Genomic DNA, 16,033 nt, shown 5'->3' with positions numbered 1-16,033 from the left:
CATGCCATATTGCTACAATATTTAGTGATGCGACGATTCCAGAACAATATGGGTTCAAGCCGTATGGCATTGCCTGTTATGATTCTTTACAGTGCATGTCTGTGGGGGCTTATGCTCTTTGCAGACAATACGTTGTGGTGGCAGTGTCTGATATTTGTCGTCAACACATACCTCATGATGGAGTTGAACAACCGCAATGCCCTTATGAGAAGATACAGCCGTATGGTAAGTTGTTCCTATATGGCGCTGATGCTCATGTGCCCATGGCTGTTGAGGAATCTTGAGGTAATGGCAGTACAGATGTGTTTCCTGTTCATGGTGACATTATCGTTCAGGACATACCAGGAGCATGACAGTAATGGCATGAAATATTGGGCATACCTTTTCATGGGACTTGCTGCAATGCTTTGGCCTCCATTGGTGTTTGCCTTGCCGGTATTTTGGATAGCAGATGCGTTTTTCCTTATGTCGTTCAGTTTCAGGTCTTGGCTTGCATCGATTCTTGGGGTGATTACGCCTTTGTGGTGCCTCATGCCTTATGTCGTGATTGAAAACCGGTATGACCTTATTTTTGCGTATCGCGATGCTTTGGTGCCGGACGACAGCACATTGCTCGCATTCAGTGATATGAATACATTATTGCCGGCAGCCTTGCCGATGACATTGTGGGAACTTTACGCAGAATCATTTGTTGTGGTAATGTCTTTGGTTGGAATGATACATTTCCTGCGCCACAGTTCTGATGACAAGATTCATGTGAGGATGCTTTTCAGCATATTCACACTCATATCCTTGGTGTTCACTTTCGCTTTGGCAGCACTATACATCCTTCCCCTGAATGATGTGCCGGGCGCGGACATCTTGTTCGGAATCATTGTCGTGTGCGCCGCTCCTCTGGTAGCGCATTATATCAATTTCACTTCAACACGCCTGACAAACATATCAGTGATAGTTTCTATTGTGCTTGTCTTGGCATTAACCATCATACCCTATTTGCAAGAATGGCTGACATTATAACCCTGCTGGAAGGTTACGGATACATAGGGATGTTCATTGCGGCATTCATTGCCGGAAGTGTGTTCCCATGGAGCAGCGAAGCCATAATGGTTGGTCTCCAGGCTGCTGGGCTTGACCCTGTTGGTTTGGTGGTGTGGGGCACTGCTGGCAATGTCCTTGGCTCTATGTTCAACTATTGGGTCGGACATCTTGGCAGAATTGACTGGATAGAGAAATACCTGCATGTGAAGAAAGAGTCATTGGACAAGGCTGAACGCTTCATGCATGGACATGGTGCATGGATAGGCTTTTTCGCGTTCCTGCCCATTATTGGCAGTGCAATTACCATTATGCTCGGTCTTATGCGTGCCAACATATTCATCACAACAATAGCAATAGCGATAGGCAAGTTCCTGCGCTATGCCATCCTCGTATGGGGAGCGCATTTTGTCTTGTGAGGCATTTGCAACATATCTTGTAATAATCATATACACATATAATTATGGCAACATTCTGGACACGCCGCAAAGATAATGTGGCAAAAGATGAGCGTACTGCAACCCCTTGGCAGGCTGTAACCGACGCAGCCACGGTTTCTTCTTCCGACAAGACTTCCACATCGGAGATAGTTCCGAAACAGAAGCCTGAGAATGCTAAAGTATATAATACAGAGTCACCAAAATAAAGCCTGGTATGTTTTGATAAATGCCGGAATCTTGCAGAATATAATTTTTTCATACCCAATGGCGTGGGCTTTTACTCATATATGTGGCATGGTGTTTGGCGATACCTCAAGAACGTAGATGAAGCTATTAGTCCACGTTTTTTTGATGCCTTGGCTTAGCTATTGATGCCATGAAATAAATGTTTTGTGGATGCAAAGATATAGGCATCGGCCTTGGATTCCGGTTCTGACGGAATCCATAACATTGCGGTTTTTAGAGAAAGGAGGGTATTTTGGCACACCCTCCTTATTATAGATGTCAGTGTTTTTGCTTTTTGTTTTCAGCAATATATTCTGAGGCAGTCTTTCCCATAACATTCTTGAAGACCCTGCTGAAATATTTTGGGTCTGCAAAGCCTACAGCATAGGAAACCTCACTGACTTTTGTATTGCTTGCATCGAACATTCTTGCTGCATGCTGAATCCTCATGCGCTTCAGGAACTCCACGACGCTCAAGCCTGTTAGTGATTTCAGTTTGCGATAGAAATTGGAATAGCTCATGTGCATCATCTGGGCAATGTCTTCCATGCGCAAGTCTGAATCGGAGATGCGCTCTTCAAGAAGGTTTGTCAATGTCTCCATGAACTCCTTGTCACTGTCACATGTTTCCGGGTTCTTGAACTGTACAGTAACCTTTCCGGCATTGTCCTTCTCACGTTGTATCTGCAGATTGACCTGGACCCTGTGGTAGATGTATGCGGTGGCAAGCAGTGCCAGCAACAGTATTGCTATCCAGAAAACACTTGACTCGTAGAAATATGGCTCCACATTGATTGTTATCGTCCGCACATTATCATAGTATATCCCATGGTCATCAGAAGCGCGAATCTGCAAAGTATGGTTGCCTGAGGACAGATTGTCAAGGTGTATGACATGGTCATGGAACAGATAGTGCCATTCTTTCTCATTGTCCATCTTGTATGCAAAACTGATTTCTTTGGCAAATGCATAGTTGAAAGTCGTGAGGTTAAGCTTGCACCTGCGTTGGGAAGCGTCCAGCGTGATGCTGTCAATGTCCCTCACGGCACGTATTTCAGTGTCGTCACCATACCTTATCCCTGACACAGCGATGGTTACCATGTCTTCCCTTTCATTCCTTATGCTGTCAGGGTTGAAAGTCAACGTTCCTGTCATTGTACCGACAACGATACTACCGTCATTGAGCATCAAAGGTCTGCACTCTGTGAAGTCGATGTTCTTCCCGAAATGAGCCTCACCATAATTGACGAAGGTTGATGTCTTGTCATTATAGCTTATGATGGAGTTGGATGTCACAAGCCATAGGTTGCTGTTCCTGTCAACGAAAGATGATTTTATGTAGCTGATGCTTTTGTCACCGACATAAGGGCAGAGGCGTGTAGTTTTTTCATCAAGGGACTTCATGTGGTGGAGCCCTTCACCATATACTCCGAAATAGTATTTGCCGTTGATGCAGTCAACGGTGTATACATCCCTGTTGTCAAGTATCTTCCGTTCCTTCCCTCCTGTAGAAAGAATCACACCGTCCGTGGTGGCGACAAGCAGGCTGTCACCTCCTAAAACTCTGATTAAGCGCACCTTCTCTTTTCCGAAAATATGTTTGCGTGCTGTTAAATCATAGACTCCGTTCTTATGGCTTCCCACAAGAATATGCCCGCGCCTGTCTGTCTCGAAGCAGAAGCATCTGGGGACATTATAGTCATAAGGCTTTATTCCGTTGCTGTTGGCGATGAAGATGCCGTCCTTCTTAGAAGCTATAAGAATGTTCCCTTGTGCGTCCTCCGCAAATGCGTAAGGTCTGCATTTTACGTTGAGTGGCTTGCCGTCAAGCTCACAGAAACCGCCGTCCGGGGTGTCAGTTGATTTGCCACCCTTCCAGAACCGCCCACGACTGTCTATGAACAAAGCCCGAGTCTCCGCTTTCCTACGGTTAAGGCTTTCTTTGAATGTCTGTTTGTGTTGGGACATATAAACCATACCCCTGTCCATCAATATCCACAGATTCTTCTGGTTGTCCTTGAATATAGCTCGTACCTTGTGCTCTTCAGGAACAGTGATGTCAAGGTCACTCCTCTTTACTTGCAGTGGGTTTATGGTTGTGCTTTTAATCTCTGCGGCAGTGGCAGCACGGAAAGAGAGAGTGTTGGTGTCAAACAGTTTGTACTTTGAGTTATAGTCCTGAATCAATATGCCGCTTTTAATCAACCTTGCCGTGGTTATCCTGTTTTTGGCATTGTCCTGTCGGAAAGTGACAAAGTCATAGCCGTCATAGCGCATAATGCCATCCCATGTTGCAAACCAAAGATATCCGTCATCGGTTTGCAACACTTCCGTGATTATCTCCAGGAACAACCCTTCCTTGGGAGTGAACGTCCGTGTGTTCCAAAAGGTCTGCGCATTTATGCATAGCAAAACAAATGCCAGGTGGATTATTACGCTAATTGTTCGTTTCATGCTGCAAAGTTAAGAAAAATCCACCTTTTTGCAGAATATTTAGCCTAAAAAGTCCACTTTTAACAATAAATTTGCAAAAAATCTCTAACCGACATGTGTTAAGTAAGTTGGGAAATGTCTTCACAATAACTATATAAACATTACTTATTCCTTAATAAAACTATCAAACAACTAACTTAAAATTTATGCAAAAAAACAAGACTTTAGTCAACAGGGCTATGAAAGCTATGTTGCTTGCTGGTTTTGTTACAACTGTGTACCCTTCTTCAGTATTTGCAGATGTCAGGGCTAACATTTTGGTGCAAACTCAGCAGAATTCAATCAAGGGAACTGTTGTTGACGAACAGGGGGAGCCTATGATTGGTGTCACCATAAAGGTGAAGGGCTCTCAAGCCGCGACAATCACAGACGTCAACGGAGGGTTCTCAGTCAATGCGCCTAATGGAGCGACTTTGGAATTGTCGTATGTAGGCTACACCACGCAGACTGTTACCGCAAAGACCGGAATGACCGTCAAGATGTCTCCGGATTCGCAGGTGATGGACGAGGTTATAGTCATCGGCTACGGCACAATCAAGAAGCGTGACCTTACCGGCTCGGTTTCTTCCGTAAAGAGCGAGGACATTGCACGTGTTCCTGTCAGCAACCCTATCGAAGCTATTCAGGGGCAGGTGGCAGGTCTGGACATCACACGCACTTCCGGTGACGCTGATGCAGAGCTTAACATCATGCTTCGTGGTACGCGCTCTATCAACGGCGACAACACTCCGCTCTTCATCATCGACGGTATGCAGGGGTCTTATTCAGAACTGAACCCTAATGACATCGCGTCTATTGAGGTTCTCAAGGATGCTTCCTCGACGGCTGTCTACGGTTCGGCAGGTGCCAACGGCGTAATCATCATCACTACAAAGAGCCCAAAGAAGGGCAAGCACAGCATCAATTTCGACGCTTATCTCGGATTAAACACCATACCTTCCTATCCTGAGACACGCAAAGGGGAGGATTATGTCAATTTCCGTCGTCTTGCACAGCAGAATGCCGGAACATACACAAGTGACGCCGATTTGTTCCCGACATCTTTTCAAAATCTTATTGATAACGGTAATTGGGTCAACTGGTTTGACCTCGGCACGCAGGCCGGTATCACACAGAGCTACAATCTCAGCACATCATACGCAAATGACCGTATGAGCTCTTATTTCTCCCTTGGCTACTATAATGTAGAGGGCAACTTGCAAGGAGATGAAAAGACCCGCTACTCCGCACGTGCGAAGATTGATTTCACAGCCAACAAAATTGTAAAGTACGGACTGAACGTCTACGCCATGTACTCCGACCATGACAAGCGTTCCAACCGTATATGGAACCGTATGATGGGCACTGCCCCTCTCGGCATTCCATACAATGAGGACGGAACTGTGAATCTTGACCCGTTGGGCGACGGCGGCAACACTCTTAACCCTATCGCCGATGAGGCAGAAGGGCAGTATGTCAACAACATCAAGGTGCTCAGTGTCACTCCACAGGCATACGTTGAACTAACTCCGATGAAAGGACTTACATTCAAGTCAACATTGGGAGGACATTTCACAAGCCGCCGTCAAGGACTCTATACAGGAAGCCAGTCTTACGAACATCTCGAAAAAGACCCTGTATCAGCAAAGATTCCGACAAAGTTCACATATAATTATAAGTGGGAGAATGTCCTTTCTTACAATTTCCGGATAAAGAAGGACCATGACTTCACTGTCACTGCTGTTGCAGAATGGCAGAAGAACCGTTTGGAAGAATCGTCTGCTGAGGCTTACGGCTTTGATTCCGACTCATTCGGTTACCACAATCTTGGCGCAGGAACGGGACAGCCGAAAGTATCCTCTTCTTTTGTAGGCAGCCAGAAAATGTCATACGTAGCACGTGCCAACTATTCCTACAAAGGACGCTATCTTGCAAGCGTTTCCGCACGTTGGGACGGTTCTTCCGTACTCTCCGAGGACAAGCGTTGGGATGTGTTCCCCGCAGCTGCTGTCGCATGGCGCATCAGCGATGAGGCATTCATGTCCGACCTCAAAGCAATATCCGACCTGAAACTCCGTGCAAGTTACGGTGTGACAGGCAATGCCGGTGCAGCCGAGTATGCCACAATACAGAACATCCGTGCCAACAAGTTCGGCTTCGGCGGTGATGTGCAGAACTCCAGTGGCTACAGCAACATCATGGCAAACAAGGAACTCGGTTGGGAGAAGTCCTACATGGTGGACTTGGGACTTGACCTTGCTCTCTTCAAGAACAGGCTGAACTTCGTTGTCGACTGGTATCGCACAACCACAAAGGATGTGCTTTACAAGAAGACCCTCCCAATGGGAGTAGGCGGTTTTGGCGGTGGCGGTCTTTCTATCTGGGCAAACGTCGGAGAGACACGCAACACCGGTTGGGAAGTGGCCGTCACAAGCCGTAACATCATAAAGAAGGACTTCACTTGGACAACAACCCTCAACTGGTCCACAAACAAGGAGGAAGTCGTGAAGACAACATCCGACGGACCGCTCCAGTTCGGGGACTACTACCTGATTCCGGGTGAAGCAATCAAGACTTACTATGGCTACAGGTATGCCGGCATCTGGGGAACAGCTGAGGCTGACGAGGCTGCGAAGTACGGACAGAAGCCGGGACAGGTGCACATCGCGGAGAAGGGCGAGGCTGACTACAAACTCAACACTGACGACTACTATGTCCTCGGACAGGCAACCCCTAAGTGGGCGGCAAGCATGCAGAACCAGTTCACATACAAGAATTTCGACCTCTCTGTCCTTATGACAATGCGCTGGGGACAGACTATCCACTACGGACTGACAGGCTGGTACCGTGGCGACGGTCTGAATGCCACACCGGTCATCTGCGACTATTGGACAAAGGAGAACCAGTCTGCACGCTATCCTATGCCGGATGCCAACAACGGCAACCCACAGTACCAGGATTGGGCGAACTTCTTCGACGGTTCTTATTTCAAAATCAAGACAATCTCTTTCGGATACACACTTCCGAAGAATCTCGTGAAGAAGGTTCACATGGAGAATGTGCGCTTCTATTTCACTGCAAACAATCCGTTTGTGTTCACGAAGTGTGACTACTTGAAGAACTACGACCCGGAGAAGGGCGGTGACGATGATTCCACACCAATGTCCAAGCAGTATGTGTTTGGCGTAAATGTCTCATTCTAAAAAAAACAGAAACACCTATGAAAAAGATAAATATTTGGATTTTGGCAGCTTCGGTACTCCTCTTAGGCGTTACCACAAGCTGTGAATTGGATGAAGAGAATCCTTCCGGTGACACAGAATTGGCATGGAGCTCGATAGCCGGATACACAAAAAAGATAAACGACTGCTATTTCGACCTTGTGCGCATCATCTATGGTCAGTCAGAGGACAGCTTCCTTCTTGAAGCCGAAGGCGGTACGGACATCTGGGCGGACGTCAACGAGAACGGCACTAACGGCAATTACAGCAAGCTCATGCGCTATGAGGATTTCGGTGCGGCATGCAACCTCATGAATGAGGGCTACGACGGTTTCTATGGCGTCATACATGCTTGCAACGGCGCAATCGCTTACCAAGACAAGGTGACTGACGCTCCGAAGGAGACTGTCTACAAACTTGCTGCCGAGGCTCATTTCATCCGTGCCCACGCGCTCTTCAACATTGTGGAGCACAGAGGTGGAAAGTATCTTCCTCTGGAGCCGGTAACCGGGGAAATAAAGTCTCTCCCTATGAGTTCCGTGAATGATTTCTACAATGTCATTCTCTCCGACCTGGAATTTGCGATGCAATGGCTTCCTCTCACTCAGTCCAATCAGGGACATGTGAAGCGTGCCGCTGCCTATCACCTGTACGCAAAGGCATGTATGACATACTCTACATACACGGACAAAATCTCCAATGTTGTGCCTATCTCTGCCACAGAGAGTGAGGAACTGCTGAAGAAGGCGAAGAAGGCGATAGACGAGCTTATCGACCATGCTGCCGACTATGACACTCAGCTCTATGCTGATGCAAAGGACATCTTTGCCGAGAAGAACAACAAGCATAACAAGGAGGCGTTCTTCGTGATAAGCCATGATGAGACAGAGCTGAGCCTTAATCCGCGCGGCAACTATCCTAACCGTACATGGAAGAAGTACTGTGCTTACAACAATGACAAGGCAGGAATCTACATCGAAGGCCTTGAACCAAGCGTAAAGTCTGCGCCAAAGGTGCTGAAGGGTGACTGCATCATGGAGCCTACAAAGTACATGTACAACCTTTACAGCAATCCTGCCGACGAGCGTTTTGATGCGTTCTTCAAGGTTGTTTACTACTGCAACAAGGCTACAAACCCGGAGAAGACCGGCTACAGATGGATTGATGCGGATGCCAAGCGTTACGGTGTGAATGACGGCCGTGTGGGCAATGCTGCTTACGATGTGATGGTCGGTGACACAATCATCTATCTTTCACGCACAAAACTCACGGATGCGGAGAAGCAGAAACACAAATATGCTGTCTACAACATAGACGACAACTATCTTGACCTGGCGCGTCCGAAGCGATTCTTCCCTACGCTCATCAAGGGCGACTGCATGGTTCCTGATTATCTGACAAACCCGAACAAGGCTTACAATGCCAGTGACCAGTTCATCTACCGTCTCGGTGAGAGCTACCTTGTCTCTGCTGAAATCGAATGGCGTCTTGGCAATAAGGGCGCGGCAGTGAACCGTATCAACACTCTGCGTAACCGCGCTTGCAAGAACCATGACGGAAGTCTTGACATCAGCGAGGCACAGCTCACACAGGACTTCCTGCTTGACGAGTATGCACGCGAGATGATTGGCGAGTGGAACCGTTGGATGACACTGAAGCGTTTCCGTGCTTTCGAGTCACGCCTGGTGCACAATCCTCAGATTAAGAGCTTTAATCCGGCTGTCCACTACCTGCGCCCAATCTCAAGCAAGGAGATTCTCCTCATAGATAATGGTGCGGAATACCAGAATCCGGGGTATTAGAATGTTGCTCTCTGCAGCTGCTAATGCTTCAGGGAAAATAAAAAACAGAAGCAAATGGCATTTGTCTGCCGTTTGCTTCTGTTTGTATATTGCATGGTGTTGCAAATATCTTCTTTTTGTCATTTGCCAATATGTAAGCAAAATATAGTGGCTTCCTGTAAAATGTAAAGCATTTCGCTGTTTTTGCTAAACTAAAAACGCAACGGATGTTAAAATGCGGAGGAGAAAACAAAAGGTAACACTTGGCAATGCCAAGTGTTACCTTTTGTCAAGTCAAGTATTACTCTTTGTACTACAAAGTGTTACCTTTCAGAATGTCACTGAACGCTTTCCGGTTTTCATGTCATTATATTCCCCTCCTGATTATGGCAGGATGTATTGAAGGGTGAAATAGAGTTGCGCAGTGAAAAGATACAGCAGGATATACGGCGCAGCCATATTTATGCCGCGTAATGCTGCCGTATAAATATGGTTGAGAGTTGCATATCTTGATTCAAGTGTGCCGTAGGTCAGCGCACAACAGCATGCCACGAAGCACAATGCCGGTACGATTCCTGCCGAGAAACTGCTGTCAAGCAGGTTGCCGGTGGCACTGAGGAGTATGGCATGTGGGGAGAATGAAAGCAATCCGATGGCAGAAAGCATGACAACAAGCACAAACAGTGTGACTTGCAGCGTCCATCCTTTCTTTGGGTGTAGGATTCCGCTGTCCTTGACAATGCCTGCCGATATTCCGGCAAGCAGGAGCCATACAAGGTAGGGCGTTGACAGCAGCCGTGCATGATTGCCTACGAACCAACGGATGCCGTCAGGAGAGAGAAGGGACATTATGCCGCTTTCCTGCCATATTGTGCTTGCAATCCATGACAAGGGGAAGAGGACTGCCTCACATGCGAACAGGAGGCAGAGGACAATAGGGACAATGTTTCTTCTTTGCTTCATGGCGAAAGCTGATTAGCTTCATGATGAACGATGTGGTGTCATTCCTCATCGGGAACGAGGTTGTCTATGTCTATGATGTGCAGTTCGAGGGCTTTTGTCACCAGTCGTGTGGCATTGATTCCTGATTTCTTGGGGAAAAGTTTCTGAATCAGTTCCGCCTGGCGCTTCTCCAGTGACTTTATGCCGAACGGCATGCCGCGGAGAGCCGTGATTTGCTCCTTGGTGTAGCCCAAGGCAAGATGCCTCAGGAAGCGTTCGTCATACTCGTCAATCTCGTACCTTATCTTTGCATCCTGGTTCATCTGTTCCGAACCTACTGTGCGCTTGAAGCGTTCCACTATGCGTTCGAGGATAGGCTGGTTGAAGACAAGCTGCTTGCCGTCCATTACGGCTATGACATCGCGGCGCGTGAGAAGCTCCCCGGTCTTGAGAATAATGCCGTCCGCCCCTGCGTCAAGCACATCGACCCACAGTTTCTCGTTAAGGATTTCGCCTGTGAAGATGAGCACTTTCACCTTTGGGCGTGTCTGTTTTGTCTGTCGGCATATCTCAACTCCAACGGTTGTTGAGCCGCCCAAGCCAAGGTCAAGCAGCACAAGGTCAGGCTCTTCCTTGCGAATCAGCCGCCAGTATTCCGCCTCGTTCTGTGCTGTGCCTATTATTTCCGCTTCCGGGATGTCATTACGTATGATGCCCTCTGTGCCTTTCAGCTCGAGGGCTACATCCTCCACGATGATTATTTTGAAGTTTTCCATAGTCAAGGTATGTATGGATTATTGTTTTTGCCGTTGCCGAATAAGTTGTTGTTTGTAAGTTTCTGACAGTTGTCAATGGCAACCTTGACAAGTTCGTCCACAGGGATGTCGTGCTCTCCGTAAGGCACTTCGCCGACAATCTGAAGGTCAAAGCAGATGCCGATGGTATGCGGTCTGCCGGCGTTTTGCAGGAATCTGTCATAATAACCCTTGCCGCGTCCCAAACGATTGCCGTTGTTGTCGAATGCCACTCCCGGCACAAGGATGACGGTGGAGTCGTTATTCAGGCTGTCTATGTCCGCTTCCTCACCGATAGGCTCCTGTATTCCGAATGCTCCGGTGCGCATGGACGTTGGTCCGTCATACTGCCTGAGCACCATTTCCGTGTCACTTGTCACGCATGGCAGCAGCACTCTTTTCCCTTGTTTGCATAGAGCGTCAATGGCATTACTTAGATCCGGCTCGTCATGAAGGCACCAATATGCCACGACAGTGTCGGCAACCATCACCCGAGGGTGGCGCAGCAGCCATTCACAGATTGCTTCCGACTGCCGTGAAAGCTCTTCCGGAGAGCATTCGCGGAGCTGTTCCCTGACACTATTTCTTAGTTCCTGCTTTGTCATTCTTTACTGGCTTTTGTGGCCATGCGTTGCCGTTGTGGAACAGTTCAAGGGCTTTCAGCACCGCCTTATCGTCAATATTCAGATATTCCGTAAGAGCCTGCTCGTCCAGCATGTTGTAGATGATGCGCGAATTGATGTACCTTTCCAGCAGAGAGTGCGACTTGCGAATCATGAGGTTGCGACGCTGCAGCCCTCGTGAGTTGGCATAAGTGGCGAACTTCTCCACAGTGTTCTGTTTCACAAGGTAGTCGGACATCTCCATCATCTCCTTGAAATTGTTCAGTTTCAGACGGTTGTCGTCAGTGTAGGTGTATGCGAACTGCATGATGAGTCCTGTCATTGCCGCCTGCTTGTAGTACGATGTCATGCCCGTAGTGTCCTCAGCGATGAAGTAATCAGGGGTGATGCCGCCACCGCCGTACACCGGTCTGCCAAGTGTTGTATGGTATTCCGGGCCGTCATGCTTTATGCTGTCCTGCGAGAAGAATTCGCCATGCTCATAGCGTGCAATGAGGTCATTTTCGTATTCCTCCTCATCGCCCATTGTATAAGGCTTCTGTATGCAACGGCCTGACGGCGTATAGTAACGCGCTATTGTCAGACGGATGAGCGAACCGTCAGGGAATGAAATCTGCTGCTGCACAAGTCCCTTGCCGAATGAGCGTCTGCCGATTATTGTGGCACGGTCATTGTCCTGCATGGCACCGGCAAATATCTCGGAGGATGATGCGGAACCCTCGTTGATAAGCACGCAGAGAGGGATATGCTGGTATGCACCGCGTCCGTCGCTCTTGTAGTCTTGGCGTGGCGACTTGCGTCCTTCGGTATAAGTGATGAGGCGTTTGCTTGGCAGGAACTCATTAGCCATCTGTATTGCAGTCTGCAGATAGCCGCCCGTATTGTCGCGAAGGTCGATGACAAGGTTCTCAAGGTTCTCCTGTGACAGTGACGCAAGGGCAACAAGAAGCTCGGCATAAGTGTTCTCGCCGAAGTTCTTCACCTTTATGTAGCCTGTCGTTTCGTCCAGCATATAGTATGCCGTAACGCTCTTTGTCTGTATGTCGTCACGCGTGAGTGTGAAGGTCTTGACTTTTTTGCTGCCATAGCTGAGTACGCCGATAGTCACCTTTGAGCCTTTCTCGCCCTTCAGTTTGCGCATGGCAGCCTCGTTTGTCACTTCTTTTCCGACAAAAGGCTTGCCGTCGACAGCCACAATCTTGTCGCCTGCCATTATTCCCGCACGTTCCGCAGGACCGTCAGACATGACGTTCTGGACATGGATAGTGTCCTCACGTATGGTGAATGCTATGCCTATACCTGAGAATGAGCCTTTCAGGTCATCGTTCATCACCTGCACGTCTTTTGCGCTTATGTAGACAGAGTGCGGATCAAGCTCCGCAAGAATCTGCGGTATGGCTTTCTCAACGAGGTCATTGACATTGACGGTGTCCACATATTGGTCGTCGATGATATGCAGGAGATTGTTCAGGCGGTTGGACTCTGTGTTGATGATGTTGAGCCGGTTGCCTGAGAAATGGTTTGCATAGAAAGTTCCGATGAGTATGCCGATGACCATGCAAATGGCCATCAGCACAGGCATGTATCTGTTTTTTGTGTTCACAGGATGATGTTTTTGATTGTGTTCAGAAAGAGGATTGTCCTTTATGCTGTGTGCTTCATGTTTTTTTCTCGCCGTTCCATCCGCGGAATGCCGGAAGAATGGGGTGATGTCAGTTTTTCTCCATGGTGAGATGCACAACCTCGATGCCGGCACGCTGCAACAGTTCCACACCGTCGGTGATGCGGTACAGGTGCGTGAACACCACGCGTGTGATGCCCGACTGTATGATTAGTTTCGCGCATTCGATGCAGGGCGAGTCTGTCACATACAGTGTTGCTCCGTCACTGTTGTTATGGGAGCGAGCCAGTTTCGTTATGGCGTTAGCCTCCGCGTGCAGGACATACGGCTTTGTGATGTTATCCTCGTCCTCGCAGACATTCTCAAATCCAGACGGTGTGCCATTGTAGCCGTCAGAGATTATGCGCTTGTCCTTGACGACAAGGCATCCCACCTGCCGCCTTTTGCAGTAGGAGTTCTCCGCCCATATCTCCGCCATGCGGAGGTAGCGCTTGTCAAGAAGCTGTTGTTTTGATTCCATTTCTTTCCAGTAATGCGTCGATTGTTGCTTCTGAGCCTTTGAAACGCTTGTACAATTCCATAGGATGCTCCGTGCCACCCTTTGAGAGTATGCAGTCGCGGAAGCGTTGTGCGGTTTCAGGATTGAATATGCCTTCCTTTTGGAATACGGCAAAAGCATCGGCGTCAAGCACTTCCGCCCATTTGTAGCTGTAATAGCCTGCGGCATAACCTCCTGCCATGATGTGCGAGAACTGCACCGTCATGCACGTGTCGTTACGCTGTTTGCCAAGGATAGCCTTCTCCCATGCCTTCTTCTCAAAGGAAACAATATCGTCCGAAAACTCATCCTTCTTTGTGTAATACGCCATGTCAAGCAGACCGAAACTTACCTGTCGCAGGCATGCCGTGGCACAGTTGTAGTTGCGCGCCTTAAGGATACGGTCAATCAACTCGTCGGGAATGACCTCGCCTGTCTCGTAATGGAAGGCGAAAGTGCGCAGGAACTCGCGCTCCACGGAGAAGTTCTCCATGAACTGTGAAGGGAGTTCCACAAAGTCCCACCATACGTTTGTGCCGGAAAGCGACTCAAAGCGCGTGTTGGCAAACATGCCGTGCAGCGAATGACCGAACTCATGCAGGAAGGTCTCCACCTCGCCAAGAGTGAGCAATGCAGGCTTCTCTGCGGTTGGTTTCGTAAGGTTCATAACGACAGAGACATGCGGACGCACATTTTCACCTTTGCAGTCAATCCACTGACCCTGGTATTCTGTCATCCACGCGCCTCCCTGTTTGCCCTTTCGTGGGTGGAAATCAGCGTAGAAGACAGCAAGATATGAGCCGTCCTTATCAAAGACTTCGTATGCCTTGACGTCAGGATGATAGACCGGAATGTCGTTATTCTCCTTGAAAGTTATGCCGTAAAGGCGTGTCGCAAGACCGAAGATGCCGTTGATGACGTTCTCCAGTTTGAAGTACGGGCGCAGCATTTCCGAGTCAAGATTGTAACGCTCCAGCTGCAGTTTGTGGGAATAGAAGGACACATCCCATGGTTCCAATTCCATTCCGGCAAACTCGCGCAGCTCTTTGCGCTCCTGCTCTGCTGTCGGTTTGTACGCCTCGATGAGACTGTCAAGAAGGTTGTAAACATTCGCAACGCTTGTTGCCATGCGGTGTTTCAGCACATAGTCGGCATAAGTCTCGTAGCCAAGCAACTGCGCAATCTCACGGCGAAGATTGACCAAGCGTTTGCATATTTCGAGGTTGTTCTCGTCATTATCGTGGGTGCACACACTGTTTCTCGCCATGTACATCTCACGGCGAAGCTCGCGCTGTGTGGAATATGTCATGAAAGGCGAGTAGGAAGGCATGTCGAGAGTGAACACCCAACCTTCCTTTTCCTGCTCCTTTGCAGTCTGTGCAGCAGTATCTGTGGCAGTCTGTGGCAACCCTTCAAGCTGTGCTTCGTCAGTGATGTGCAGCGAATAAGCCTTGTTCTCCTTCAGCAGGTTCTGTGAGAATTTCAGTGCAAGCATGCTTGCCTCCTCGCTCAGGGCACGCAGTTTGTCCTTTTCCTCTTCATTGAGGAGCGCACCGGAGCGCACGAAACCGTCATAACTCTTGTCAAGCAGCATCCGCTCTTCTGCAGAAAGAGGGCGCAGACCGTCATTGTTCTCACAAGCGTAGCGGTCATGCACACGCTTGATTCTCTCGAAAAGCTGCTTGTTGAGGCTCACATCATTGCTGTGCTTCGTGAGGATAGGCTGCATCTTTTCAGCCAAAGCGTCAATCTCGTCCGACGTTTCCGCCGACATGAGGTTGAAGAAAATCGTTGTTGCACGACCAAGAAGTCCGTAGTAATAGCTCTTCTCCCTGTCGGAATCCTCGCGTACTATGGTGTTGTCGAAAGTAGGTTCCGCCGGATTGTTCACTATGAGGTCGATGTCTTCATTGTCACGGCGTATGCCTTCGAGCATAGCCTCCTCGAAGTCCTGTATTGATATTTCCCCGAACGGAGCAGTCTCGTGCGGGGTGTTGTAATGTCTGAGTAATGGATTTTTATCGTTAAGCATAAGTCCTTGTTGCACTTTAATATGCAAAAATACAAAAAATCATTGAGACGAGGGAAACTATCTGTTTACATTTAACTTACATTATTATTGTATGTGTGCTATGTTGTATAAAATGAATTTGCTTCCAAAGTCAATCGTTGATAGCATGAAACACAAAAAATCATCTTTCCTTTGCAGAAAAACACATAAAAATGATTGATTTACATTAAAATTTTGTATATTTGCACTTGATAAGCAAAATTATTCACCCTTTAATTATTACTGAAGAAACAGACATAAAAGAACGATGAACGCAACAAAGGAAAAGGC

The 16,033-nt window shown here is 48.2% G+C and carries 12 protein-coding genes; 5 read left to right on the top strand and 7 right to left on the bottom strand.

Annotation, left to right across the window (positions count from 1 at the left end; genetic code table 11):
- The first annotated feature begins 48 nt into the window (after window positions 1-48).
- Genes E5358_RS05115 through E5358_RS05105 form a run of 3 tightly spaced genes read left to right on the top strand, consistent with a single transcriptional unit; the run spans window position 49 to window position 1,681 of the window.
- Window positions 49-1,017: a hypothetical protein gene (locus E5358_RS05115; RefSeq protein WP_135939179.1), complete on the top strand. Its 969-nt coding sequence runs from the start codon at window positions 49-51 to the stop codon at window positions 1,015-1,017.
- On the top strand, window positions 1,002-1,454 hold the full coding sequence (locus E5358_RS05110) for a YqaA family protein (RefSeq protein WP_135939178.1): 453 nt from the start codon (window positions 1,002-1,004) through the stop codon (window positions 1,452-1,454). The genes E5358_RS05115 and E5358_RS05110 overlap by 16 nt, the downstream gene beginning before the upstream one ends.
- A gap of 44 nt (window positions 1,455-1,498) precedes the next feature.
- Window positions 1,499-1,681: a hypothetical protein gene (locus E5358_RS05105; RefSeq protein WP_135939177.1), complete on the top strand. Its 183-nt coding sequence runs from the start codon at window positions 1,499-1,501 to the stop codon at window positions 1,679-1,681.
- A 298-nt stretch (window positions 1,682-1,979) separates the two neighbouring features.
- Here E5358_RS05105 and E5358_RS05100 read toward each other — a convergent pair whose 3' ends face one another.
- A complete protein-coding gene (locus E5358_RS05100) occupies window positions 1,980-4,154 on the bottom strand; it encodes an AraC family transcriptional regulator (protein ID WP_135939176.1) in 2,175 nt (724 codons plus the stop codon).
- Window positions 4,155-4,453: 299 nt separating this feature from the next.
- Here E5358_RS05100 and E5358_RS05095 point away from each other — a divergent pair, with 299 nt between their 5' ends.
- Together E5358_RS05095 and E5358_RS05090 are read left to right on the top strand one after the other, a co-directional pair.
- Window positions 4,454-7,375 (top strand): SusC/RagA family TonB-linked outer membrane protein, encoded by a 2,922-nt coding sequence (locus tag E5358_RS05095; protein WP_277821167.1) that lies wholly within the window; start codon window positions 4,454-4,456, stop codon window positions 7,373-7,375.
- 17 nt (window positions 7,376-7,392) lie between these two features.
- Window positions 7,393-9,195, top strand: coding sequence for a RagB/SusD family nutrient uptake outer membrane protein (locus E5358_RS05090; protein ID WP_135939174.1), 1,803 nt, complete (start codon window positions 7,393-7,395; stop codon window positions 9,193-9,195).
- 363 nt (window positions 9,196-9,558) lie between these two features.
- Here E5358_RS05090 and E5358_RS05085 read toward each other — a convergent pair whose 3' ends face one another.
- The 6 genes from E5358_RS05085 to E5358_RS05060 all read right to left on the bottom strand — a co-directional run bounded on the left by E5358_RS05085 (window position 9,559) and on the right by E5358_RS05060 (window position 15,724).
- Window positions 9,559-10,137 carry an AbgT family transporter gene (locus E5358_RS05085; RefSeq protein WP_135939173.1) on the bottom strand — a complete coding sequence of 193 codons (579 nt, stop codon included), beginning with the start codon at window positions 10,135-10,137 and terminating at the stop codon, window positions 9,559-9,561.
- A gap of 38 nt (window positions 10,138-10,175) precedes the next feature.
- Complete coding sequence (locus E5358_RS05080; RefSeq protein ID WP_135939172.1) at window positions 10,176-10,892, bottom strand: DUF5932 domain-containing protein; 717 nt, start codon at window positions 10,890-10,892, stop codon at window positions 10,176-10,178.
- Window positions 10,893-10,894: 2 nt separating this feature from the next.
- Window positions 10,895-11,515: a 5-formyltetrahydrofolate cyclo-ligase gene (locus tag E5358_RS05075; RefSeq protein ID WP_135939171.1), complete on the bottom strand. Its 621-nt coding sequence runs from the start codon at window positions 11,513-11,515 to the stop codon at window positions 10,895-10,897.
- Window positions 11,490-13,115, bottom strand: coding sequence for a S41 family peptidase (locus E5358_RS05070; RefSeq protein WP_135939208.1), 1,626 nt, complete (start codon window positions 13,113-13,115; stop codon window positions 11,490-11,492). The genes E5358_RS05075 and E5358_RS05070 overlap by 26 nt, the downstream gene beginning before the upstream one ends.
- A gap of 130 nt (window positions 13,116-13,245) precedes the next feature.
- The gene (locus E5358_RS05065) at window positions 13,246-13,674 is read right to left on the bottom strand and encodes a deoxycytidylate deaminase (protein ID WP_135939170.1); all 429 of its coding nucleotides are present in this window, start codon (window positions 13,672-13,674) and stop codon (window positions 13,246-13,248) included.
- Window positions 13,649-15,724: a M3 family metallopeptidase gene (locus tag E5358_RS05060; protein WP_135939169.1), complete on the bottom strand. Its 2,076-nt coding sequence runs from the start codon at window positions 15,722-15,724 to the stop codon at window positions 13,649-13,651. Before E5358_RS05060 ends, E5358_RS05065 begins: the two co-directional genes overlap by 26 nt.
- Window positions 15,725-16,033: the final 309 nt, after the last annotated feature.

It is taken from the genome of Palleniella muris, assembly GCF_004792655.1.
GTDB classification, from domain to species: domain Bacteria; phylum Bacteroidota; class Bacteroidia; order Bacteroidales; family Bacteroidaceae; genus Prevotella; species Prevotella muris_A.
This window is presented reverse-complemented; position numbering and strand designations above follow the sequence as displayed.

Coding starts and splice junctions, on each gene's coding strand:
- E5358_RS05115 (WP_135939179.1), top strand. CDS start 49: ATGGGTTCAAGCCGTATGGCATTGCCTGTTATGATTCTTTACAGTGCA.
- E5358_RS05110 (WP_135939178.1), top strand. CDS start 1,002: ATGGCTGACATTATAACCCTGCTGGAAGGTTACGGATACATAGGGATG.
- E5358_RS05105 (WP_135939177.1), top strand. CDS start 1,499: ATGGCAACATTCTGGACACGCCGCAAAGATAATGTGGCAAAAGATGAG.
- E5358_RS05100 (WP_135939176.1), bottom strand. CDS start 4,154: ATGAAACGAACAATTAGCGTAATAATCCACCTGGCATTTGTTTTGCTA.
- E5358_RS05090 (WP_135939174.1), top strand. CDS start 7,393: ATGAAAAAGATAAATATTTGGATTTTGGCAGCTTCGGTACTCCTCTTA.
- E5358_RS05085 (WP_135939173.1), bottom strand. CDS start 10,137: ATGAAGCAAAGAAGAAACATTGTCCCTATTGTCCTCTGCCTCCTGTTC.
- E5358_RS05080 (WP_135939172.1), bottom strand. CDS start 10,892: ATGGAAAACTTCAAAATAATCATCGTGGAGGATGTAGCCCTCGAGCTG.
- E5358_RS05075 (WP_135939171.1), bottom strand. CDS start 11,515: ATGACAAAGCAGGAACTAAGAAATAGTGTCAGGGAACAGCTCCGCGAA.
- E5358_RS05070 (WP_135939208.1), bottom strand. CDS start 13,115: ATGCCTGTGCTGATGGCCATTTGCATGGTCATCGGCATACTCATCGGA.
- E5358_RS05065 (WP_135939170.1), bottom strand. CDS start 13,674: ATGGAATCAAAACAACAGCTTCTTGACAAGCGCTACCTCCGCATGGCG.
- E5358_RS05060 (WP_135939169.1), bottom strand. CDS start 15,724: ATGCTTAACGATAAAAATCCATTACTCAGACATTACAACACCCCGCAC.